We start from the raw sequence: 21111 nt of genomic DNA on the forward strand, positions 1-21111 counted from the left end.
TAGGGCGGCTCGTTGGTCGGTAGGGCGGCTCGGCCACGTATGACAACCGGGCCACCTTACCGGCGGGGCGACGCGGTCGCCGTGCGGACTGGGCCGGGCGGCGAGGGTGGGACCGAGGTCACAGACCGCGAGCGGGTTCAGCGCGCGAAGCACGGCAGCAACCGGGTGGCGGGCTTCGGCACGTCCAGAGCGCCCGGACAGACGCCCCAGCACGAACCGCTCCGCCTCGTCCACGCTGAAGGCCAGTGCCAGCCATGCCCCCCCCGGACGGGTACCGCGCGGTACCACATGACGTTCCTGTCAATTCAATCCGTTCAATCCGTTCAATCCGTTCAATCCTTCTGCACCCGCGTGCTCACCCAAGCCCCCACCAACGCCACCCCCGCCATCGGCAGGAACACGGCGGCGAAGGCGGCCGGATGCGAGGCGGTGCCCGCACCCGCCGGACCGACCGCGTGCGCGACCGTGCCGCCACCCAACGCCCCGAAGGCCGCGCCCCCGACCGACAGCAGCACGACGTTGGACAGCCCGTCCGAGATCTGCAACGCGGCCGAGTTGGTGCCGGCCTCCTCCGGCGCGGAGAGCTGGAGCAGCAGCACGCTGGTGGAGGACATCACCAGCCCCATCCCGAAGCACCCGAAGCCCCACGCGACGGCCACGGTCCAGACGGGGACCGTGTGGACGAGGACGCTCGGAGCCGCCGCGACGGCACCGGCCACCAGCACCATCCCGAACGTCATCAGCCGTTCCCGGTACGGCTCGACCCGTGTCCGGGCCTGCACCCAGGACCCCAGGGCCCATGTCCCGCCGCCCGCCGCGAGCGAGAACCCGGCGAGCGTCGGCGACAGCCCCCGCTGGGTCACCAGCATCAACGGCACGAAGGACTCGGCCGAGATGAACGCCCCGGCCCCCAGCCCGCGCAACAGCACGACCGAGGGCAGCCCGCGCGCCGCCCGGTACGTACCGCGCGGCAGCAGCCCGAGCACGGCCGGCACGAGCAGCGCGACGCCCGCGGCGGCGGGGAGCAGCGAGAACCAGCGCGGGTCCTGGGCGGCGTACTGGAAGAGCCCGGCCCCGAGGGAGATCCCGAGCGCGAGCCGGATACGGCGCCGGTCGAAGGAGCCGGTCGGCGTCGTATCCGGCTCGCGCCCGGCCACGGGCCCGGCAGCCCGCCGCCGTATCTGCGGCAGCGCGAGCGCGAGCGGAAGGACGACGAGCACCGGTATCCCGACGAACACCCAACGCCAGCCGAGCTGTTCGGTCACCGCGCCGGCGGCGAGCGGCCCGACGACGGACGGCACGACCCAACTCGCGGCGAACGCGGCCACGATGGCGGGCCGCAACCGCTCCGGATACGCCCGCCCGATCACCACGTACAGCGCGACGATGACCAGCCCACCGCCCAACCCCTGCACGGCCCGCCCCAGAATGAACACCCCCATGACCTGGGCGGTCCCCGAGACCAGCAACCCGGCGGCGAACGCTCCGATCCCGGTGGTCAACGCCCCGAGCGGCCCCCGCCGGTCCGACCACTGCCCGGCGAGCACCATCCCGAACAGACTGGTCGTGAAGTACCCGGAGAACGCGAACGCGTACAGCCCCACCCCGTCCAGCTCCCGGGCTGCTACGGGCATAGCCGTCCCCATAGATGATTTGAGACACAGAAAATCAGCACGTGTTGGACGCGGCGATGCCCCAGGCCACAGCCATTCCCAGAAGGACGAGCACCGCAACGTAGAGGATGATCAACTTACGCGCAGGTCTGGTCACCGTTGTTCCACCTCTTCGGCCGGCACAGGCCTCCCTGGACGGAGGCAGTAGCCGGTATGGCTGTAGCGCGGGCGCCCGACCGTGTTCTCGATGTACGGCCGGATCCTGAGCGACGTGAGCGGGAGGGCGCAGCCGCACGCGCAGCGCACCAGCTCGGGCTTGCCCGCGGCCTCGTGGGCTTCGTTGTGCGCGAGGGCGAGATACCAGCCGTCGCGGCACCACGTGCCGCTCGTGCCGCTGCACTGCTCACATTCCGGCAGGTGGCGCCGCCAGGTCACGAAGGCGCGCAGGAACGCGATCCGGATCTGCCTGCACGGTGCGCACCCGTACGGCCGCCAACCACCGGCGCCGCCGAGAGGCGCAAGGCCCGCTCCTTCTCCGCACCAGACGCACGACTGGCCGTGGTTCTGCTGCCAGGTCAGGTCGCTTGCGCGGGGGACCTCGTAGATCAGAGGTAGGGCCTCGGGCTCGTGTGGCTCGCCACCGATGAGGAGGACGTCAGCCCCGGTCACGACTCGGCGTCCATCCCCAGCGCGTGGGAGCCGGCCGCGATCAGCCGGGCCACGTGCAGCGGTGCGCACAGCATCGCGGGCGACGACGGCGGCACTGACCAGTACGACGGATACAAGGTGGCGTTGGGCTCGGTGATGTCCAACCCGGGCACACCGATCACCCATCCGGGGCCGATGCATTCGACACCCAACGGCTTCCACTCCTCGGCCGCCGTCTGCCACTTGGCCGGCATGCTCGCAGGCACGAGGGTGTAGTACCGGCGGTGCGTTAGATCGCAGATCACCGGACCACCGTCGAGCGCCTCGTCAAGGAACGCGTCGATCACTTGGGGGTTCCAGCTGGTGCAGCCCGCGGCGAGCACCAGGTCACCTGGCAGCCGAACCGCGGAGAACAGGGTGCCCACCGGCAGCAGCGTCAGTCCGCTCGTCTGCCACTCCGTCCGAGCCCGATCACTGCCGCCCGGGACTGTGGCGAGAAGCCAGTGCTCGACCGCCAGCCTCGCTTCGGACGTGGTGTGGACGGCTGTGGGCTCGACGCAACGCAGCGGTGCCCGGTCAGTGGTGGTCGCAGCGGTGTCTGCGGGGGTAGGCGGAGGCGTGTCGGTCTGCGTACTCTCGGTCATGTCGACTCCAGGCAGTCGGCCAGGCCCGGGGCCGTGCGCACGGCCGCCGGGGTTTTCGACCACGATTCGCTTCTGCACCACGGCTGCCATCCCACCGGCGGGTATCCCCATCATGGGTAGGGCCCGGAGCGGAGCCAGCTCGCCACGAATGGGGGACGCCGTGTCGGCCATCCAGCCGCCCACCGCCCTGCCTACGGCAGTACTTGACCTTCCCGAGATGGTCGAGGCCCTGGGCACGCATGACTTCGGTGTCGTTTTCAGGCTCGCCCGGGAGCATGCGGGTATCAGCTATCAGCGGCTGGCTGCCGAGTGCGGCATCAAGCCGGAGCGGGTCGGTGCTCTCGCGCGAGGCCGGGGCCGTGTCGAGAGCTACGACAAAATCGCGATGATCGCGGACGCGCTGCGAGTGCCCGGGCACCTGGTCGGACTGGCACCTCGCCCATGGGAAACGACCGCCACCGCCTACCCGGCAACTGTCCGTCGTCGGGATGTGTTGGCCGGTGCTGTCGGCCTCGCTGTCACACTGCCGGACTTACTCCCACCGTCTGTTCCCACGCGGGTCGGGGCTGGCACCGTGGTGCGACTGAAGGAGCGTACGGCCCGGCTGCGGCGTCTCGATGACGTCCTGGGCGGCGGCGACACGTACCGGCTCTACGCGACGGAGTACCAGCGGACGAAACGCGTCCTGCGGGACAGCAGCTACGGCGAGAGCGTCGGCCGCGAACTTCTGGCACTGGCCGCGGAGCAAGCGCAGCAGGCCGGATGGGCGGCATTCGACGGAGGCCGGGAACGGGACGCCTTGGGCCTTTACCAGGAGAGCCGGTCGGCGGCCGAGGAGGCGGGGGCAGAGGACCTTGCCCGGAACGCGCTGGCCTACCTCGCCTACCAGGCGACGAGCGCCGATTCGCGCACGGCCGCGACGATAGCGGCGCACTCGTGCGACGCGATCACGGAGCGGACCCCTGCAACCGTGCGTGCTCTGCTGTGGGAACGCTGCGCATGGGCGCGCGCCGTCGCCACGGATGCGGCCGGCGCAGAGGCAGCGCTCGTCGAGGCGCGCACAGCTCTCGATGCCGACGATGCCTCTGCCCCGCAGCCCGCCTGGTCGGCGTGGGTGGACCATGCCGAGCTGGACATCATGGCGGGACGCTGCTGGACGGAACTCAAACGGCCCCTGCGCGCCGTGCCGTTCCTGGTGCGCGGCCTCGACCAGTTCGACGATACGCACGCACGAGACGCGTCCCTGTACTCGACATGGCTCGCCGAGGCGTACACGACGGCTGGGGAGGTCGAGGAAGCGGCGAGGGTGATTGGCCGTGCTCTCGAACTGGCCGACGGGGTGGCATCCACTCGGCCCCGTCAACGCATCGACCACGTCGTATCGACCCTCGCCCTTGAGCACCGCTCCGTTCAGGCAGTCGCCGAACTCGTAGAGAGGACGGCCTAGTCGGCTGTCGAGCGGTCGATCCACTCCAGATAGACCCGAGATCCTCGGACGATCTCGGTGGCGCACAGCTCGGGGTTGTCCCACGGGTGATGCTCGATCAGGTGCGCCTCCAACTGGGGGTACCGGCGGCCCGACGTTTTGAGGAGCAGTTGGTATTCCTCACTGGTGCCGAACTCTCCGGCGTGCCAGAACGTGGACGTCACCGGTCCAACGATCTGGGCCCCTGCGGCGAGCCGCGCGCGAACCGCAGACTGGGCGAGCGCAACGGCCTGCTCTCGGGTCTCGGTGGCAGTGGAGACGGTCAAGTAGTCAGCCATCCTGTGAGGTTACCTACCACCGGAAACACGACTGCGGCCCCGCCCTCCCGAAGGAGAGCGGGGCCGGGGCATCGTGGTGTCAGCGTGTAAGCAGGGCCAGGAGTCCGGCCGCAGCACCGCCGACGCCGGACAACGCGCCGATCGAGGCGAGCGGCCACCTGGTCTTCTTGAGAGCCTCGACGTCAGCGCGGAGATCGTCCAGCTCTCTGGTGGTCTCCTCGCGCAGCTGGGCCAGCCCGCGTTCGGTGCGGTCAGATCTCTCGACGAGAAGAGCGAGGGATCCCTCAACCCGGGCAAACCCTGTCGCAACCGTCCCGCGTATCCGCTCCAGCTCGACGGCGACGGTGGCCGAGGCCTCGGGCACGGTCATTGCCTGCTCGCCGTGGTGTCGGTCCGCAGCCACGACGGGAGCAGTGCCTGCACGCTGGGCAGCGCCATGACGCGCGCGAGTCCACCGGCGATGGCGAGGGCGCCCGCGACCCAGGGCAGGGACGCGGGGATGCCGGAGGCGTCGACGATCCCGGGCAGCACGACGGCGACACCGACCGTGGTCTGCAACACAGTGCGGGCGGTGCGCTTGGTGGAGTCCTTCACGGGGCTCATGCCTCCTTGTAGACGAGCGCGGTGAGAACGGCGCTCGTGATCGTGACGGCGGCCTTGGACTGGTTGAGGAGGCGCACCCGCATCCCGTGTCCGGCCGGGATGCGCTTGACGAGGGGTATGACGGCGTAGGCGCCGCCCGGGGTACCGATGACCTCGTGGATCGGGTGGTCCTGGACGAACGTGTCGCCGTCGTACTCAGACATGCGGGCCTGGACGACATCGCCGGTGGGCAGCCCGGTCACCGTGAGGCTGAGACTGCCGGCGAAACGGGCCGCACCGCGGACGAACACACTGCCGCCCGTGCCGTGGTCGCCGGCCTCGTCCGACCACTCCTTGGTGAACTCGATCGAGTCCCACGCCCCGGGCTTGAGCGTGTACGGCTTGACCAGCCCGAGGTTCACGTACTGGGGCACAGGATCGCCCTCCTCTTCCTTGGTGGTGTCGCCTGTGGCCCAGGCGCGCAGTGCGGCCTCGGACAGGTAGGCGATGGAACGGTCAACCGGCTGGCTGGTGAACTGCCAGATCAGGGCGGCCCGCCCGGACGGCTTGGGCTGGTCTACGGCCTCGGCCAGGCTGTAGGCGGCCGGGCCCCAGGGGTAGGCCGGATACCAGAGCGGGACGCCGTCCGGGACGTGCCCGGCGGACAGGTCGGACGCGCTGGTGTAGACGCCGACCCGCTGTCCGGGGAACGCGGCCTGGACAGCGGCAATCCATGCGACCGCCCAGGCCTTGATCTGCGCGGCGGACCGCCCGCTGTAGTTGCGGCCGTCTGAGTACCGCTCCAGGTCGAGCCAGTGGGTGAACCCCGACCCGGTCTTGGCGTACGGCTTGACGGCCGCGATGTAGTTCGCGGCCTCGACCTTGACGTCCTGGTTGGGCCACGCGAAGTGGTAGCCACCCGGCACCAGGCCAGCCTTGATGATGCCGCCGATGTGGGCGTCAAACTTCGCGTCCCGGGAGTGCTGGCCCTCGGACGCTTTGGCGAACGCGAAGACCAGGCCCGCCTTGCGGAGCGCGGCCCAGTCCTGCGTGCCCTGGTACGCGGAGACGTCCATGCCACGGGAGGTCGCCATCAGCGCTCCCCTCCCGTCCACGTCCACACCGCGGCACCCGGCAGCGCGCCGTCGAGGCTCTCGACGTACGACAGGGAGGTCCGCCAGGTGATGGTGTTCCCGTCGCCCAGCACACGGACGTTGACGACGCTCTTGCTCCAGACGCGGGTGACGATCGCCGGGGCAACGGATGCTCCGTTGTTCTCGTCGGGGACGACCGGGACCAGGACGACGTCGCCGACATCGGGCCCGCTGCCGCCGACATCTGCACCGGTCAGTCCGGCGATGGCGGCCAGGGCGACGGCGCCAGCGGCCTGGACCCAGGCTGCCCGGGTCCGGTCGGAGAGTTCGTCCCAGCCGGGCATGGGCGCGCCGTCGTGGGTGAGCAGGCCCGTGGACTGGCCGTAGGCGGTGTAGCCGGTCTCCGCGAACTCCAGGGTGGTGGGCATGGCCATAGAGGACTCCAGACATGAGAGAAGCCCCGGCCGGTGGCACGAGGCTGCGGGTGATGTACGGCCGTGGCTCAGGCGGCGGCGGCCCAGATGTTGTTGGCGTCCGGGGTCGCGCTGGTCATCGTGTAGCTGGTGGGGAGCGACGTCTGCCCGGATGCCGAGCGGCAGAAGCGGTAACTCCCGCTGGCCAGGTGCGCGTTGCCGGGGGTGAAGTTGGCGCCGAGCGAGCTGCCCGCGGCGAACACGGGGCTCGTCGTCCCGTTGTGCAAGTACGCGATGTAGTACTTCCCCGCCGCCGCGGCGTACGAGGAGGTGAGATTCATGGTCTTGTCGCCCGCGCTGTTCCAGGTCGTCGACATGTCCGCGGTGACACCGACCCGGGCACCCGCCGCGGTGTACAGACCGGCGAGGCACTGGCCGGAGGTGAGCCCGCTGCCCGCCGTTCCGATGACCGCGCAGAGGCTCGTGATCGTGGCCGCGTTCCGCAGGATCACCTCCATGAAGTAGATGTATCCGGCGGACAGACTGCTGCCGGCCGGGGTGCAGGAGGCGGGGTCCATCGTCCAGGCGATGAGCCCCTGATCGGCCGGCCGCCACGCGTTGGCGTTGACCGCGGAGACGATCCGTCCCGCGCCGTCGATCTGGAACACCGGGTTGCCGTCGGCATCGCGGAATCTGACGATCGGCGCGGTGGCCGCACCGGAGTAGCCGATGACGTCCAGACCGATGCGGGTCAGGCTGTCCTGCTGAACTGCCACTCCGCCCGCGGTCAGCGGGCCCCCGACAGATACCGCGTCGGTCACCACGTTCGGCGCCAGCAGCGCGGCCCGCAGCAGAGTGCCGGGCCCGGGGCCCGCGTCGGCGGCAGCGTAGTTGTAGCCGGACACCCCCTTGAGGGAAGGGTCGGCGGTGGTGATCCCCTCCGCGTAGTTCGGCAAGCCATACCCGTAGATCACCGCGTCCGTACGGCGCCTGCGCCGGACGTAGACGCCGTCGCCCTCGGCCGATCCGGTGTCGGAGGTGTTGCCCCCTACCGCCCAGATGTAGGTCGCGTCGTAGGCGATGACGATCTCGCTGTGGTCCTGCCCACTGGTCCCGTAGAACGCCTGACCGCCGATCGCCGGGTAGTCGGACCAGCGGCCGGCGTTCACGAAGTAGGTGACCCCTGCCGAACAGTCGGCGGTGCGCGGGAAGATACTCGGAACGCCGGCGCGCATGGCGACCCAGGACGTGAAGATCATGCACCAGGCCTGGCCCTGGAAACCGCTCAGGCCCGGGACCTCCAGCGCGTACCGCTCGATGTTGGTCCAGCCGCCCTCGGCATAGCCCTCGCGGTAGCCGATCTGCGACCGGGCCACGGCGATGACCTGTGCGACCTGCGTTGTCGCCATCCGTCTTCTCCTTCAGCTCTTCAGCAGGGCGCCGATGACGGACGCGGTGTAGGCGTGGCCGGCGTCCGACATGTGGAGCAGGTCGGTGCCGGCGGTGCCGGGCGAGGTGGGGTTGGCCCAGTAGCCGAGGCCGTTCCAGTAGTTCCAGGACGTGCGGCCCAGCGCCCAGAGGTTGATGAGCGCGGCTTCGTGGGCGATGGCCAGGCCGTGAGCGCGGTCGGCGTAGTCCTGCATGCTCAGGTTGGTGTCGGCCTTGCCGATGTGCGGCAGGACGATGACCAGGTCGGTGGCGCCGGTGAGGGTGCCGCTGTCGCGGATGTCCGCGAAGTGCTGGCGCACGGTCGATGCCCAGGCGTCCGCGCTGGTCCCGTTGAGGAGGTCGTCGGGGCTGACCGCGTACACCACCAGGTCCGCCGGGAGAGACGAGCCGCCGTTCCAGCCCACGCGCAGGGGCTGCGTGTAGACGTCTGCGGTCCCGTTCTTGCGGCCGAAGTTGTTCAGCACGACGCCCGCGCTGTTCTTCGCCAGGACGCCGAGGACGGACAGGTACTGTCCGGCGCTGCCGGCGTGACGGACCTTGACGGTGTGGGTGCCGGCGGACAGGCCGGTGATCGTGCGGGTGATCACGGTAAGGCCGGTGGTGGCCGTGTCGGTCACCGTGGTCTCGCTGCCGCCGTCCACGCTGTACGCCCAGCTGGCGCGCCCGCCATCGGCGCCCAGGACGTAGATGGTGGCCGAGGTCCCGCGCACGCTGAACTGGAGGTAGGCGCCGTTGGCCGAGGCGTAGGTGTAGTTCCAGCCGGGGCCGATCTGGTAGCCGCCGTTCGTCCAGGTCCCGGACTGGGTGATCAGGCTGCCCGTCGCCGTCCAGGCCGTGATGGCTGCGGCGTCCTGTCCGGCGATCCCGTTCGCGGAGAACATGCTGGAGCGGTAGCCGGAGCCGCCGTCGCCGTACATGGACTGCAAGGAGGCGGCGAGGCGGGCGGGCCAGTTCAGCGTGACGAGGTCGGAGGCGTAGAACCCCACCGCGCTGCTGCCGCCGATGACGGCCACGGTGGCGGGGGCGCTTGCCGCCGAGCTGCGCGCGGCGCGCCAGAACTGCCCCCAGCCGGGCCGCACGTACAGGCCGGTGGTTTCCAGGGCGGTGCTGGAGGCGGTGGCGTAGGCGCCGCGGGCGGTCATCCATGCCCGGGTGCTGCCGCCTGCGTCGGCCCACATGCCGGCCACCTCGTCGGGGCCGGAGAAGGCGGGCACCGCGCCGTAGGTGTCGGAGGTGACCGAGGTGGCGGGGTTGCCGGACGCGTCCAGGAGGTCGGTGTACTGGGTGCCGTCCTGGGCCGCCGACCAGAAGGTGACGGTCACGTTCTGCCCGACCGCCCACAGGCTGTCGGACGGTGTCACAACGAAGTCGGCGATGCCTCCCCCGAACTGGTACCTCATCAGCTCACCGCCCAACTGATCGCCCCTGCCAGGACGGAGTCGCCCGTGTGAATGTCGGGGTGCTGGGTGAGGAAGGCCTGTCCCGGTGTGGTCGAGGCGGCCGAGTAGATCGTGATGCGGCCGATCGCCACGCCGGTGATGTAGCAGATCGCGTACTGGTCCCGGGTGGGGTGGCGGTAGTCGGACGGGATGAGCACCGGCAGCCGCGAGGTGGAGGCCCCGGTGAACGCGTTCCCGAGCCGGGTGAAGGACCCCATCCGCAAGTGCACGCTGCCGTTGCGTGCTTCGAGGACGGACTCTGTCTCGTTGCTCCAGGTCGAGAGAGTGGAGTTGACGCTGACGATGCCGGAGTTGTCGAACACCCTGGTCCAGCTGGACCCCGTCCACAGCACCATGCGGCCGGTGTCGGTCTCGAACCCCAGTTCACCGCGTCGCGGCGTGGGGTTGCGCGTGGTCGAGGTGCAGGGCCGCATGCGGGTACCGGCGTACAGCTCGGCGCGGGTCACGGTGACCGAGGACGCGCCCGACACCAGCGTCACCTGCGCGAGGGGGATCTCGTACACCCCGGTGCTGCCGAGGTCCTGAACGAGCGCGGGCGCTCCGCTGCCGGCGGCGCCCTGGCGGATGGCGGCGTTGACGGTCCAGTCGGAGCGGTCCAGCCGCAGCACCACCCAGTCGACCCGGGTCGAGCCCGAGCTGTTCGCGGCGATGTTCAGGGTGCTGTCGCTGGTGCCGGAGTACCAGGCGTGCCCGCGCAGCGAGGCGCGGACGCCCGAGCGCACCGTCACGGTCAGGCCGGATCCGGCCGTGACCACCTGGGTGCCGGCCGGGCTGCCGTCGACGCCGTCGTCACTGAACCGGCTCGCCATCTGCTCGTACTCGGAATCGGTGACGGCCCTGCTGTTGTGGCCCGGGCTCGGCCAACTGTCTTGGGCCACGCTGCTACCTCGCTTCCAGTCGTCCCAGGCGGCGTTCCAGGTTGCGCACCAGGCGCACCATCGCCGAGCTGGTGGTCTTGTCTGAGTCGCCGATCACGGTGGTGACGACCTCGCCGTCATCGGGGGTGGCCTCCAGCCGGATCGTCTGGACGATGTCCGCGATCTGTAGGCCGGTGGGCAGCACGACGGTGACCTTGTCGCCGAGGCCGTAGTCACGGCCGGCCCTGAGGTCGGCGGTGTCGACGGTCACGGTGGCGAGGCTGGCCTGCGGGCCGTCGTCGCCCAGGGCGAGCACGGCGGCCTGGGTGAGCTGGCCCTTGGAGTCGTCCTCCGTGCCGGTCATGTCGATCAGCTTCTCGACGCGCCACCAGTTGGTCGTGGCATCGATGGCGTCGACCTCGACGTACACGCGGGTGTTGGGAGGCGTCGCGGCCTGGGCCGGGTCGTTGCCGCCCATGACGAGTTCGCTCGTCGCCAGCGGGGCGCCGAGCGTGAAGCTGACCGACCGCAGGTTCCCCAGCCCCTTGGAGAACCGGGCGGTTGCGGTGCGGTCCGCGGGCGCGTACACCCCGAACTTGATCTCGTCTCCGACCTGCCGGGTGCGGAAGCCGAGCCGGTCGGTGGCGGCTGCGGTGCGGCAGGCATCGAGCAGGGGTTCGAACCGGGTGCTGAGGGTGCGGGTGCCGCCGACCCCGGCGACGTCGTCGAGGACCAGGCGCTCAATCCGCCGGGCGGTCAGGGCGCCCGGGCCGCAGTTCTCGTTGACGAGTGTGCGGATGATGACCTCGGCGTTCGTGGTGTTGAGGTCCCGGGTGAAGTTGACGGCCGTCAGCTGGTCGGTGAAGGCGTGGTCGGGCTGCGGGTAGGTGACGTAGCCGGCCACCCGTGCGAGGTCGTCGGTGAAGCTGGCGGTGACCGTGCCGTATCCGGAGTTCGTGGTCAGGTCCCACGTGAAGTTCTGCGGCTCTTCCAGCGGGCCCGCGCACCAGATCGCGTTGTCGCGGATGACGACGAGCCGCCTGCCGGACTGCAACAGACTCACGTACTGCGGGCGCGCCGGCAGCGTGACCGACCCGGACGCGGGCGCGTTGAAATTCAGGTCGACCGACAGCTTGGTCCACCCGTCGATCGGGTCGCCGAGGAAGTTCAGGTTGCGGTCGGTGACCAGGAGCTGAATCGTCATGCCGTCTCGTACCTCGGGTGAAAGACGAGGTCGACGGCGCTGCCCGCATCGGCGCCGTCGAGCTGGAAGGTGACCGGTGTCGGCCCGGGCGGCAGCCCCCACAGCACGGCCTCCGGCCAGTTCAGGCCCGTGACGAGGTTCTCGCCGGTGCCGGAGCGCACGCGCGGCGGGTCGGTGGAGATCGTCACCGTCTCGCCGTCCAGGAGGGCGCCGTGGCTGGTCGCCGTCATGTCGAGAGTGAAAGCCTCGCCGGTGTCCTCGCGCGTGAACTCGATGTGCGTGGCCGGGCCGGTGATGACCCAGGTCGGCCACACGTCGACGTCGCCGGGATTGTCGACGGTGGTCGCCCCGAGGACCTGGCTGGAGGACACGGACGGGAACGGGTCGAGGTAGTCGTCCGACGTCCCGGTCTCCCGGTGCACGACAACGGGTTCGGCATCCTCCCAGTACGGGTCCTCGCACCACAGGGTGAGGACGGCGGAGTCCCAGGTAATGCCGGTCGCGGTCTGGCCGCGGCCGTCCCAGCCGCTGGAGTAGAAGACGTTGATCGTGCGGACGCTGCCGTCCGGGCGCGCCACCTCCAGCACGCCCGGCGGCCAGGAGCCGTCCGCCTGCTGGCGCAGCGTGCGCGTGAACGCCGTGGCGAGCGCCCGCCAGTTCGTCGTGAAAGCGGTGTGGTCAGCGCCCTTGACGAGCAGCGGCCACACGATGGTGCGGGCCTGCGGCTGGACGTGCCGCAGGCGCGCACCGCCGCGCGGGTGGTCGTCCGACGTCAGCACGTACGGGGCCGCGCCGAGACCGGACACCCCCTCGGCGAGGGTGTACCAGTCGGCGGACAGGTCGGTCATCGGCCACCGTGTGCCGGTCGGGTCGATGTAGGTGATGACCGCATACCCGATCTCGGGGATCTCGACGGGCGGCGGGGTCGGATCGACCGGGGTGGTGGTGACCGGTGCTGTGATCAGGGGCATCTATCTCGGCCTCCCCACGCGCTGCCGCGCTTCCTCCTGCCGCTGGATCAGCCGCAGGTCCTCCACGTCGATCACCGAGGCGCGCGGGTAGAGGTTGTAGGTCACTGCCGGCAGGTCGCTCCCCGCCCGCACGGCCGCCGTCGCCGCGGCGGGCAGCCCGGCCCTGGGCGCCGCCTTGCCGACCGGCAGGACGCCGGCGTTGAGGGCGTCCATGAACTTCAGGCCGTACTTGTCGACGGCGGCGGCCTTGACCATGTACTCGCCGGTCGAGCCCCACAGCAGGATCGAGTCCGACGTCGGCGTGCCCGGTCCGCTCAACAGGCCGCTGCCGTCCGCGAATCCGGGGATCGGTCCCCCGAACGCGCGCCGCAGGAGTCCGCCGCCAGCCTTGTGCGGGCCCTGCGAGTAGTACTCGCTGGCGTTGACGCCGGTGGCCTTGCCGTTGATGTAGACGGTCACGGTCGAGCCGTTGAGGATCGCCAGCTGCTTTTTCGCCTCGGCGATCTGCGCCTGCAACTGGGCGATGTCCGCACGGACCTTGGCCTTGCGGGAGTCGGGCACCGTGGCAAGCCGCTTCTTGGCGTCGGCGAGTTTCGCGGCCAGGTCCTCGATGTTGCCCCGCAACCGGGCGGTCTTGTCGGGGGTGCTGAGGATCTGGTCCGCGAGCCTCTTGGCCTGGCTGGTGTTGAGGCCCATCTGCTCGGCGTTCTTGATGAGCTGCTGCCGGCCGCGCTCGTAGATCCCGTTGACCTCCTGCCACGACGCCCCCGACTGCCGCGCGGACGCGGTGGCCTCATCGGTCTTGGCCGCGAGGTCGTTGAGCGCCGTGGCGGCGGCACGCTGCTTGTCGGTGGTCAGCGTCAGCTGCCCGTTGCGCATGTCCAGGACGCCGGCGTTCTCCTGCGCCGCTTTCGTCGACGCGTCGATCGCGGCCTCGAACCCGATCATGCCGGAGAGGCCTTGGCGCTGGACGTCGTTGAGCGCCTGGATCGACTGGCGCAGCCCGTCGGCGCTCTCCTTCTGGTCGTTGAGCTTCGCCTGTACGGCTTGGGCCTGCTCGCCGAACAACCCCATCGACTCGGCCGCGAGCCGCTGTTCGAGGGCCTGCCCCGCCAGCGCGTCGTTGTAGTCGTCGAGCTGGCCGCGCAGCTTGCTGGTGTCCTTGCCCTGCGCGTCGAGTTTGGTGATGGTGTCCTGCAACGCGTCCGCCGCCATCTTCGCGTTGCCGCTGGACACCAGACTCGCCAGCGACTTGTCGAAGGCATCGACGTCCTCCTTCGCGTTCTTGATCGGCGTCGAGTCCGTGCCGAAGAACGAGATGATCGACTGCTGGACGTTGTCGAGCCCCTTGGGGTCGGTGATCTTCTCCAGGCTGTCCCCGAGCCCGGACAGATCTTTCCCGAAGGACCGTGCGGCCTCGCCGGAGACCTTGCCGGTCGTGGCGAGATCCTTCAGGCTCGTGGTCAGCTTGTCGACGTCCGGCGGCGCGTCCTGACTGCGGCTGGACAACTCGCTCAACCCGATCAGCAGCAGCCCCAGCCCCGTGCCCGCCATCGCGACTTTGGCGGTGGTGGACAGGCCCATGATCGCGGCCCTCGCCCCGGCGAGGAATCCGGGTGTGGCGGCGGCCGTGGTGTTCATGACGGCGATCTGTAGGCCCAGCGCGAGGAACGCGGCTCTGGCCGCACCGACGCCGGCCGCGGCCAGGCGCACGGCCTTGATGGCGATGGCCAGTTGCAGGATCTCGCCGATCGCCTCGGGCGGCACCGCGGCGACGATCCCGGACAGCAGGTTGACCACGTCGAGCATCCCGACACCGACGTCAGATCCGGCTTGCAGGAGGTTCAGCAACGCGTCGCCGATGTTCTCCAGGGTCTCCCACACCGCGGGTCCGTTGGCCCGGGCGTAGTCGAGGAACTTCTCGACGTCGCCGCCGATCTCGCCGGCGTCGAGCTTGGCGAGGAACACATTCAGCTCGTCGACGGCGTGGTCCATCGTCTTGTCGGCGAAAGCGTTGAACTTGCCGTCGAGCTTGTCGAACCCGGGCGTCTCGACGGCGCCGCCCACTTCGGTGATCAGCCGGTCGAACTGGGTCGACGCGGACTCGACCAGGCCCGTGGTCTTGGGCAGCAGCGCGTTGGCGACCGCCACGCCCTTGTTGAACGGGGCCATGACGTCGCCCGACACAGCGTCGGACCACTTCTGGTAGTTGTCCTTCAGCAGGCCGACCGCGACCGCCGCCTCACGGGTGGCGGGCGGCAGCTTGTCCAGGGACTCCTGATAGGCGGCCTGCGCCTTGATCGCCTCATCCGAGGTGGCGCCGCTGGTACGGACGGCGTCCTCGTACTTGGCCTGCGCGTCGACGGCCTCACCGAGCGCGGCGATCTGCGGCGCCAGGGCCAGCCCGTAGGCAGCCGCCGACACGGCCACCGCACCGAACTGCCCGGCGAGCACACCGGCCGACTGTGCCAGCGCTGCCGAGGCGGGGATCGCCGCCGGCACCAGCGAGATCAGGTTCGCCTTGAGGTGCTCGCCCAGCTTGCTGCTCGCCGTGGACAACTCGTCGAACCGGCTCCGGAGCAGCCCGGTGCGGTCGTCCAGGCGGCGCTGCGCGTCGGCGGTGGTGATCAGGTTGCCCTGGAGGTCGCGCAGCCGGCCGTCCGCGTCGCCGGTGATGCCGGCCATCCGCAGCCGCAGCCGGTCGGACGCGTCGGCGGTGTTGTTGAGGACGCGGCTCAGTTCATCGCGGCCGGCGAGAGTGAAGGTGAGGCGGTCGACCACGACTCACCCCCTTGGGCTATCTCGTGGCGACGTGCCGTTCGGTCCAGGCGACCAGGCGCAGGAACCGGTCGACGCCCAGCTGGTCGAACTCGCTGGGCTGCATGTGCAGGTAGTGGAAGAACAGCGGCTCGTACTGCTCGATCAGGCCGCGGAGTCCTCCCGGCCCGCTACCAGGTGGCCTTTTCCCAGAGCGTCGAGCGCGGCGTCGACGTCGGCCTGGTCCTCGGCGAGCTTGCGCAGGTGCGGCAGCATCGCATCGATCGCGGCGTCCTCGCTGTTCGCGAGGGCCTCGGCGACCAGGCTGCCCAGGACGTCGTCGATCTCGGCCCGCTCGATGCGGACCTTCAGCCGCCGCTTCCACCCGGGAACGTCGAACTCGCCGAACACGAGACCCGGTTCGCCCCTGCGGCGGAACGCCCACAGCACGGCACACATCGCGGTCGGGGACTGCCCGCGCAGCCGGTCCTCGATCGCCCGCCACGGCGTGCCGTCGAGGGCGTCCTCGACGGCCGCGGCCTCCTTCGCCGACAGGTCGTCGGTGGAGTACCGCTCCTCGATGCCGTTGGCGTCCGTGTACGTGATGATCATCTGTTGTCTCTCCTTACTGAAGGTCTCGGCGGACGTCGTCGCGGACCCGGGCGACCTCGTCCCGCATCCGCTGCGTGCCGTCCTGGACGGTCTTGGACCACCAGCCCGAGGGCCGTGCCCACTGGTTCGCCCAGCGCTTCCTGTTGCCGAACGTGGGGTGCCTCAGCCGCCCGTCGTCGATACGGGCCGCGACCCCGGCGGTGATGTCGTCCGGCAGCCGGGAGTGGTCCAGCCACACCCGGGCGCCCGGGCTGGCGCCGGAGCGGACGCTGATCCGCACGGCGCCGGCCAGCGTCGCCCGCAGAGGCCTGCGGGTGGGCGACGGGCCGCCGCGTCCCTTGCGCCCCGACCCGGGGAGCTCCACCGTGCGGATCGCCTGTTGCAGGTCCTTCTGGAGCGGTTCGGCGGCCCGCCGGATCCGGCGGGCCGTGTTCGCCCGCAGCCGCGGGCCGCCGGCCGCGCGGAGCTTCCTGGACAGTTCCAGCAGCTGGCCCGTGCCGAGGATCTGGACTGACCTCGGCATGGTCAGGCCGCGGGGATCGTGACGTTCTCGGCGGGCTCCGAGGTGATCGCGAACTGCGCCATGATCTGCGCGGCGCTGTCCAGCTCGCGGATCTTGGCCTGCGAGGTGACCGTGACCGGGTAGATGTCACAGGTCTGGCCCTCGACGTCGCCCTCGTCCATCCACACGACGAACCCGACGTCCTCGCGCTGCAAGAGGGTGCGGACGTCGTCGCCGTCCTTGGACGCCCAGAACGTCAGCGACGAGTCGGCCGCGGTGATCTCGCCCCCCACCACCGGCGTGAAGCGGGAGCCGAGCGCCGGCGTGCCCACGGTGGCGGACGTGGTCTGCCAGCCGCCCATGGCCCCGGTCTCGCCCTCCAGCGCGGTGGAGGCGTTGATCTCCGCCCTGGAGATCGCGTTCTTGTTCGCTACGGCGGGGGCCCAGAGGACCTTGGTCGTGCCGCGCCGGTAGTAGCGCACGGACGCGTTGATCGGCGTTGCTGACATCAGCTCTCATCTCCTGTCTGCCGGCGACGCGCCGGGGCCTTCTTACGTCTGGCCGGGGGGTTCTCGGCGGGCTCCCAGCCCGATGCCTGGTAGTGCGGCACCGCGTCCTCGCGGACCTCGATCGTCTGGTCGAGGTCGGGGTGCGTCATGGTGACGGTGCTCATGAGACGTTCACCCGGAGCACGGCCACCTGCATCGAGGTGACCGCGTCGTAGGTGATGCTGGCGCGGCCCGTTGCGGGGTCGCGGTAGTCCGCGGTGACGGGGATCGCCTCCATCGCGCCGGCCGCGACCGGGACCGGCCGGTCGGCTATCGCCAGCCCGTTGACCGTGCCGGGCGTCACGAGGGTCACGGTGTGGCTGGAGGCGTCGCCGTTCTTCACGAGGAGCACGACACCGGCCCCGGTCAGGCAGGTGTCCCCGCCCGCAGCCGCCGACCCGAAGTTGATGGCCAGGCCCGCAAGCGGCGGGACCTGTGTGGAAAGTGCAGCCATGTGTCCGTCTCTTCCTACGGGAGGGTGAAGGCGCGGCCGGCGACCGACAGCAGCAGTACGGCCTGCGCGCCCTGGTCCGTCTGGTCCTGCGTCAGGCGCGTCCCGACGATGGCTGCCTCGACGGAGCGCAGGCCGATGCTCGGGTCGGCGCGCAGCCACGCCTCGACCGGTGCGGCGATCTCGTACACGCGCCGGCGGGCGGTGACGATGTCCGTGTCACCGCGGCTGGCGATCGCCGCGACGGTGATCTGGAACTCCTCCTCGCGGCCGGTGCTGAAGTCGGCCCAGCCGCCCACCGACGTCGCGGCCTCGAAGTCGCCGTTGGGGTCGCCGTCGAATCCGACGACCAGCCAGTCCGGCATCGAGTTGTCGGTGACCTGCGGGCCGTCCGCCACCACGACACCGGGCGTGCCGTCGCCGTCCGGCTCGTAGACGGGCTCGGCCTTGCCCAGCGCCACCAGGGCGTCGATCACTTCGGGGACTCGTGAGCCCATCTATGCCATCCCTGGGGGGAGTTGGTCCGGGGCGAGCATCTGTACCGCCCGGTTGGGGATCGCGTAGCCGAGGCCGGGGATGGGCTCGGTCACGCTGTAGTCGTCGCTGGCGCCGGGCAGGCCACCGCTGCGCCCGGGGCGCTGGGTGCGCCACAGGTGCTGGAAGATCAGGAGGTCGGCCGCGCTGATGTTCTCCTTCACGACGCGGCGCCCGGCCTCGTAGAGGGCGTTGAGCGGTCCGGTGAACAGGCCTCCGTCGAGGCGGCGCACGATGCCGGTGGCGCCGTCGACGTGGAGGGTGCCGGGGTCGTAGGAAGTGCGCCCGTCGAGGACCGGAGTGAGGGCGGTGAGGGAGAGCACGGGGACCTGACGCAGCGACAGGCGCTCGGCCACCGTGATGTCATGCTCCTCGGTCACTTCGCGGATGCCGACCGGTCCGACGAAGTATTCGACGGCGAACGCCGAGGCGTTGAGCCAGAACCTGATCTCGTCGTCGTCCGGCTCGCTGGTCATGTTGATCTGGTTCTTGGCGTCGGCGAGGGACGAGATCGCCGGCAGTGCGGGCAGCCGCACGTTGAGGACGTCGGTGAAGGCGTAGGCGGGCCCGGTGAACGTCCAGTTCACCAGGTGTCGTCCGGCCTGCACGGTGACGTAGTCGGCGTAGTAACGGCCGGTCTGCTCGGGCGGGTTGGCCACGACCGGGGCGTCCGTGCTGCCGTCCGGGAGGGTGACGGTCAGCTGCACGGCGCCGGCGTCGGTGAGGGTGCCGCCGGGGTCCCGGCACGGGGCGGTCAGGCGCGCGGTCGCGCCGAGGTCGTACGGCACCGGATCACCGCTCCTTCACCGGGTCTCGACGACGTCGCCGCGCCCGCCGCCGCGCGAGGCCTCGGCTGCCATCTCGGCGTCGGCCTGGTCCTTCGCGCGGGCCTGGGCCAGGATCGCTGCGCGGTCCTCGGTGATGCCCTTGCGGGGGGCCTGGGCGTTGTCCTCGATCTCCAGCACGCGGAGTGCCTCCTGTTCGCCGACGCCGTCCAGGTAGGCCCGGACGTCCTTGATGTTGTGGGCGCCCGGGTCGAACGCGTCGTCCCCGTCGCCCGGGTCCTTCACTTGCGGCGGGTCGCCGGCCGGCTGCGTGGCCGGGGGCGGCGGCGGGAGTTCGTCGACGAGTTCGGCGCGGTGGCCGTCTGTCCACTTGGCTGCCTCGTCCTCGTCGAGGTCGACGAGCTGGCCCGGGTGCCAGGAGAAGTCGATGCCGCTGATGCCCTGCAAGACTCGGATGATGGTCATCAGCTGTGGACCACTGCGGCGCGCCGCGGGTTGGCCAGGACGACGTCGACGCCGTAGATGCCGCCGGTCGTGGTGCCGGCGGCGGTCACCACGACGCGCACGTACCGCAGGCTGCCGAGGTAGCCGATCTCGAAGATCTTGTTGTCGTCGGCGGCGCCGATCACGGGCTCGGTGCCCTGGAGGTCGGAGGCTGCGGCGGACGTCCAGGTCGAGTTGTCGGCGGACTCCTGGACGTCGACGGTGTGGGTTCCGTCGGTGATGGTCCCGGTGGAGATGACGATCAGGGCGTCCTGGAACGCGGCACCGGACGCCACACGGTCGACGCTGCTGCCGGTCGCGGTGGCGGTCCGCGCGGCCGGCGGGAGGATCTGCCGGGTCGACAGGTTGTTGTACGGGTTGGGGTGCATGGCAAGTCCCTTCCGGAGGGCGGGAGTTCAGGGGTGCGCCCGGGGCCGGATGCGGCCCCGGGCGCGGGGTGGGTCAGGAAGCGGCGTTCTGGTACGAGGCGATTGCGGCCGGGTCGTCGACCATGCCGTCGACCTCGGCGTAGCCGAAGAACCCGGACTGGAGATAGTCGGCGTAGCGCTCGTTGAGGCGGATCGTGGTGACGGTCTGGACCTGGCGCACGACGTAGCCGGCCTGGAAGTCGCCGAACGCGATGGACTTCGCGTTGGCGGCGGGCTCGGGCATCTTGTTGTCGATCGTGTACGACCAGCCGTTGATGGTCGGCGAGAAGCCCGGTGCGGGGACCGGCACCCACAGCGGGCGCTGCTGACCGTCCTTCAGCTTGCGGATCACCTTCAGCGACGTGTCGTGCATCAGGTACTTGCAGTTCGGGCCCCGGTAGGCGGGGTCGATGCTGTGCTCCAGGTCGACCAGGTCGTCGAAGATCACCGAGGTCGTCTGACCGGACGCGCCCTGCTTGCCCACCCGGATCTGGGTGGTCAGTCCCTCCGGCTGCTTCACCCCGGTACCAGTGACGAGGTAGCCGGCCACCGCGCGGCCGATGCGCTCGCCGAGCTTGCGCGGCAGCCACGCCTCCAGGCCGAACGCCTCGTCGCGCATCAGCTTCCACGACAGCTTCACCATCTTCGACGTGAAGATGTAGGCGCCCAGCTCGCGGCGCCCGACCGTCATGTCCTGGTCGGGGACCTGGGTGTTCTCCGAGAGCAGCGCGCCCTCGTTGCCGGTGTCGTCGTTGGTCGGCCACGACAGATCACCGCCGTCCGCGGTGGTGATGACGTTGCAGATGTTCAGCAGTCCGCCGAACGCCTTCATCGTCTCCGTCATCGTGGCGCGGAACGTCTCCGGCACCAGGTAGCCGCCGGCGGTGTCAGGGGCGGTGCCCATGGCACGGCGGTCGAACTGGCTGAACCCGTCCTGGAGCAGCTGGCGCTGCTCGCCCTTCAGTCCCTCCAGGCCGAAGCGGAGGTAGAGGCCGAACGCCTCGGCGTAGCGGGCCTGCTGCTCCTCGGCGTCGTCGCCTCGGTCGGAGGTCTGGAGGATCTGGCCGCGGTCGACGCTGCCGAGCTGCGCCATGCGCTCCAGCCGCTCCAGGTCCTCGGAGACGCGGGTGAGGTCGGCCTCGGCCGCGTCCCAGTTGGTCCGCTCCTCCTCGGTCAGCTGCGCGCGCCCCTCGGCCTCGGCGTTGTTGTTGATCTCCTGCATGCGGGTCCAGATGGTGTTCTGCTCGTCGACCAGGCGCTGGCGCCTGACCAGGGTCTCGGTGGCCATGTGTTGCTCCTTGTGGGCATGCCG

Annotated in this window: 24 protein-coding genes and 1 pseudogene; 1 reads left to right on the top strand and 24 read right to left on the bottom strand. The window is 70.4% G+C overall.

All coding sequences use genetic code 11. From position 1 onward, the window contains the following. Positions 1-332: 332 nt before the first annotated feature. The 3 genes and pseudogenes from ACIQPR_RS18095 to ACIQPR_RS18105 form a co-directional block, all read right to left on the bottom strand. Positions 333-1652 (bottom strand): annotated as a pseudogene (locus tag ACIQPR_RS18095) (MFS transporter); the annotation flags it as partial. A 114-nt stretch (positions 1653-1766) separates the two neighbouring features. Then, entirely contained in the window at positions 1767-2282 is a 516-nt protein-coding gene (locus ACIQPR_RS18100) for a hypothetical protein (RefSeq protein ID WP_403648941.1), read from the bottom strand. Continuing rightward, positions 2279-2905 carry a hypothetical protein gene (locus tag ACIQPR_RS18105; RefSeq protein WP_403648944.1) on the bottom strand — a complete coding sequence of 209 codons (627 nt, stop codon included), beginning with the start codon at positions 2903-2905 and terminating at the stop codon, positions 2279-2281. The genes ACIQPR_RS18100 and ACIQPR_RS18105 overlap by 4 nt, the downstream gene beginning before the upstream one ends. 217 nt (positions 2906-3122) lie before the next feature. Here ACIQPR_RS18105 and ACIQPR_RS18110 point away from each other — a divergent pair, with 217 nt between their 5' ends. Next, positions 3123-4352: a helix-turn-helix domain-containing protein gene (locus ACIQPR_RS18110; RefSeq protein WP_403648947.1), complete on the top strand. Its 1230-nt coding sequence runs from the start codon at positions 3123-3125 to the stop codon at positions 4350-4352. Here ACIQPR_RS18110 and cutA read toward each other — a convergent pair. From cutA to ACIQPR_RS18215, 21 genes are all read right to left on the bottom strand, one after another. Beyond that, positions 4349-4669 carry a divalent-cation tolerance protein CutA gene (gene cutA, locus ACIQPR_RS18115; protein WP_403648949.1) on the bottom strand — a complete coding sequence of 107 codons (321 nt, stop codon included), beginning with the start codon at positions 4667-4669 and terminating at the stop codon, positions 4349-4351. The two genes, ACIQPR_RS18110 and cutA, sit on opposite strands and share 4 nt — an antisense overlap. Before the next feature lie 79 nt (positions 4670-4748). Next, positions 4749-5039, bottom strand: coding sequence for a hypothetical protein (locus tag ACIQPR_RS18120; protein ID WP_403648952.1), 291 nt, complete (start codon positions 5037-5039; stop codon positions 4749-4751). After that, positions 5036-5263 (bottom strand): hypothetical protein, encoded by a 228-nt coding sequence (locus ACIQPR_RS18125; RefSeq protein ID WP_403649364.1) that lies wholly within the window; start codon positions 5261-5263, stop codon positions 5036-5038. The genes ACIQPR_RS18120 and ACIQPR_RS18125 overlap by 4 nt, the downstream gene beginning before the upstream one ends. Positions 5264-5268: 5 nt before the next feature. Next, positions 5269-6345 carry a glycoside hydrolase family 25 protein gene (locus tag ACIQPR_RS18130; RefSeq protein WP_403648954.1) on the bottom strand — a complete coding sequence of 359 codons (1077 nt, stop codon included), beginning with the start codon at positions 6343-6345 and terminating at the stop codon, positions 5269-5271. Further along, positions 6345-6773 carry a hypothetical protein gene (locus tag ACIQPR_RS18135; RefSeq protein WP_403648957.1) on the bottom strand — a complete coding sequence of 143 codons (429 nt, stop codon included), beginning with the start codon at positions 6771-6773 and terminating at the stop codon, positions 6345-6347. The genes ACIQPR_RS18130 and ACIQPR_RS18135 overlap by 1 nt, the downstream gene beginning before the upstream one ends. Before the next feature lie 74 nt (positions 6774-6847). After that, positions 6848-8167: a hypothetical protein gene (locus ACIQPR_RS18140; protein ID WP_403648959.1), complete on the bottom strand. Its 1320-nt coding sequence runs from the start codon at positions 8165-8167 to the stop codon at positions 6848-6850. 12 nt (positions 8168-8179) lie between these two features. Further along, positions 8180-9607 carry a hypothetical protein gene (locus ACIQPR_RS18145; protein ID WP_403648962.1) on the bottom strand — a complete coding sequence of 476 codons (1428 nt, stop codon included), beginning with the start codon at positions 9605-9607 and terminating at the stop codon, positions 8180-8182. Next, a complete protein-coding gene (locus tag ACIQPR_RS18150) occupies positions 9607-10545 on the bottom strand; it encodes a hypothetical protein (protein ID WP_403648964.1) in 939 nt (312 codons plus the stop codon). The genes ACIQPR_RS18145 and ACIQPR_RS18150 overlap by 1 nt, the downstream gene beginning before the upstream one ends. Positions 10546-10549: 4 nt before the next feature. Further along, the gene (locus ACIQPR_RS18155; protein WP_403648965.1) at positions 10550-11728 is read right to left on the bottom strand and encodes a siphovirus ReqiPepy6 Gp37-like family protein; all 1179 of its coding nucleotides are present in this window, start codon (positions 11726-11728) and stop codon (positions 10550-10552) included. Continuing rightward, positions 11725-12699, bottom strand: coding sequence for a phage tail protein (locus ACIQPR_RS18160; RefSeq protein WP_403648967.1), 975 nt, complete (start codon positions 12697-12699; stop codon positions 11725-11727). Before ACIQPR_RS18160 ends, ACIQPR_RS18155 begins: the two co-directional genes overlap by 4 nt. After that, entirely contained in the window at positions 12700-15480 is a 2781-nt protein-coding gene (locus ACIQPR_RS18165) for a hypothetical protein (protein WP_403648969.1), read from the bottom strand. A gap of 141 nt (positions 15481-15621) precedes the next feature. Then, positions 15622-16068 (bottom strand): hypothetical protein, encoded by a 447-nt coding sequence (locus ACIQPR_RS18170; RefSeq protein ID WP_403648972.1) that lies wholly within the window; start codon positions 16066-16068, stop codon positions 15622-15624. A 13-nt stretch (positions 16069-16081) separates the two neighbouring features. Further along, positions 16082-16591 (bottom strand): hypothetical protein, encoded by a 510-nt coding sequence (locus tag ACIQPR_RS18175; RefSeq protein ID WP_403648975.1) that lies wholly within the window; start codon positions 16589-16591, stop codon positions 16082-16084. 2 nt (positions 16592-16593) lie between these two features. Then, complete coding sequence (locus ACIQPR_RS18180; protein ID WP_403648978.1) at positions 16594-17079, bottom strand: hypothetical protein; 486 nt, start codon at positions 17077-17079, stop codon at positions 16594-16596. Beyond that, a complete protein-coding gene (locus ACIQPR_RS18185; protein ID WP_403648981.1) occupies positions 17079-17243 on the bottom strand; it encodes a hypothetical protein in 165 nt (54 codons plus the stop codon). The genes ACIQPR_RS18180 and ACIQPR_RS18185 overlap by 1 nt, the downstream gene beginning before the upstream one ends. Then, positions 17240-17572 (bottom strand): hypothetical protein, encoded by a 333-nt coding sequence (locus tag ACIQPR_RS18190; RefSeq protein ID WP_403648984.1) that lies wholly within the window; start codon positions 17570-17572, stop codon positions 17240-17242. Before ACIQPR_RS18190 ends, ACIQPR_RS18185 begins: the two co-directional genes overlap by 4 nt. Positions 17573-17586: 14 nt before the next feature. After that, on the bottom strand, positions 17587-18066 hold the full coding sequence (locus tag ACIQPR_RS18195) for a hypothetical protein (RefSeq protein WP_403648987.1): 480 nt from the start codon (positions 18064-18066) through the stop codon (positions 17587-17589). After that, on the bottom strand, positions 18067-18891 hold the full coding sequence (locus tag ACIQPR_RS18200) for a hypothetical protein (RefSeq protein ID WP_403648990.1): 825 nt from the start codon (positions 18889-18891) through the stop codon (positions 18067-18069). Positions 18892-18906: 15 nt separating this feature from the next. Next, on the bottom strand, positions 18907-19353 hold the full coding sequence (locus ACIQPR_RS18205) for a hypothetical protein (RefSeq protein WP_403648992.1): 447 nt from the start codon (positions 19351-19353) through the stop codon (positions 18907-18909). Further along, on the bottom strand, positions 19353-19760 hold the full coding sequence (locus tag ACIQPR_RS18210; RefSeq protein WP_403648995.1) for a hypothetical protein: 408 nt from the start codon (positions 19758-19760) through the stop codon (positions 19353-19355). Before ACIQPR_RS18210 ends, ACIQPR_RS18205 begins: the two co-directional genes overlap by 1 nt. 73 nt (positions 19761-19833) lie before the next feature. Beyond that, on the bottom strand, positions 19834-21087 hold the full coding sequence (locus ACIQPR_RS18215) for a phage major capsid protein (protein ID WP_403648998.1): 1254 nt from the start codon (positions 21085-21087) through the stop codon (positions 19834-19836). Between the last annotated feature and the right edge of the window lie 24 nt (positions 21088-21111).

The sequence above is a fragment of the Streptomyces sp. NPDC091280 genome, assembly GCF_044768565.1.
Classification (GTDB): domain Bacteria; phylum Actinomycetota; class Actinomycetes; order Streptomycetales; family Streptomycetaceae; genus Streptomyces.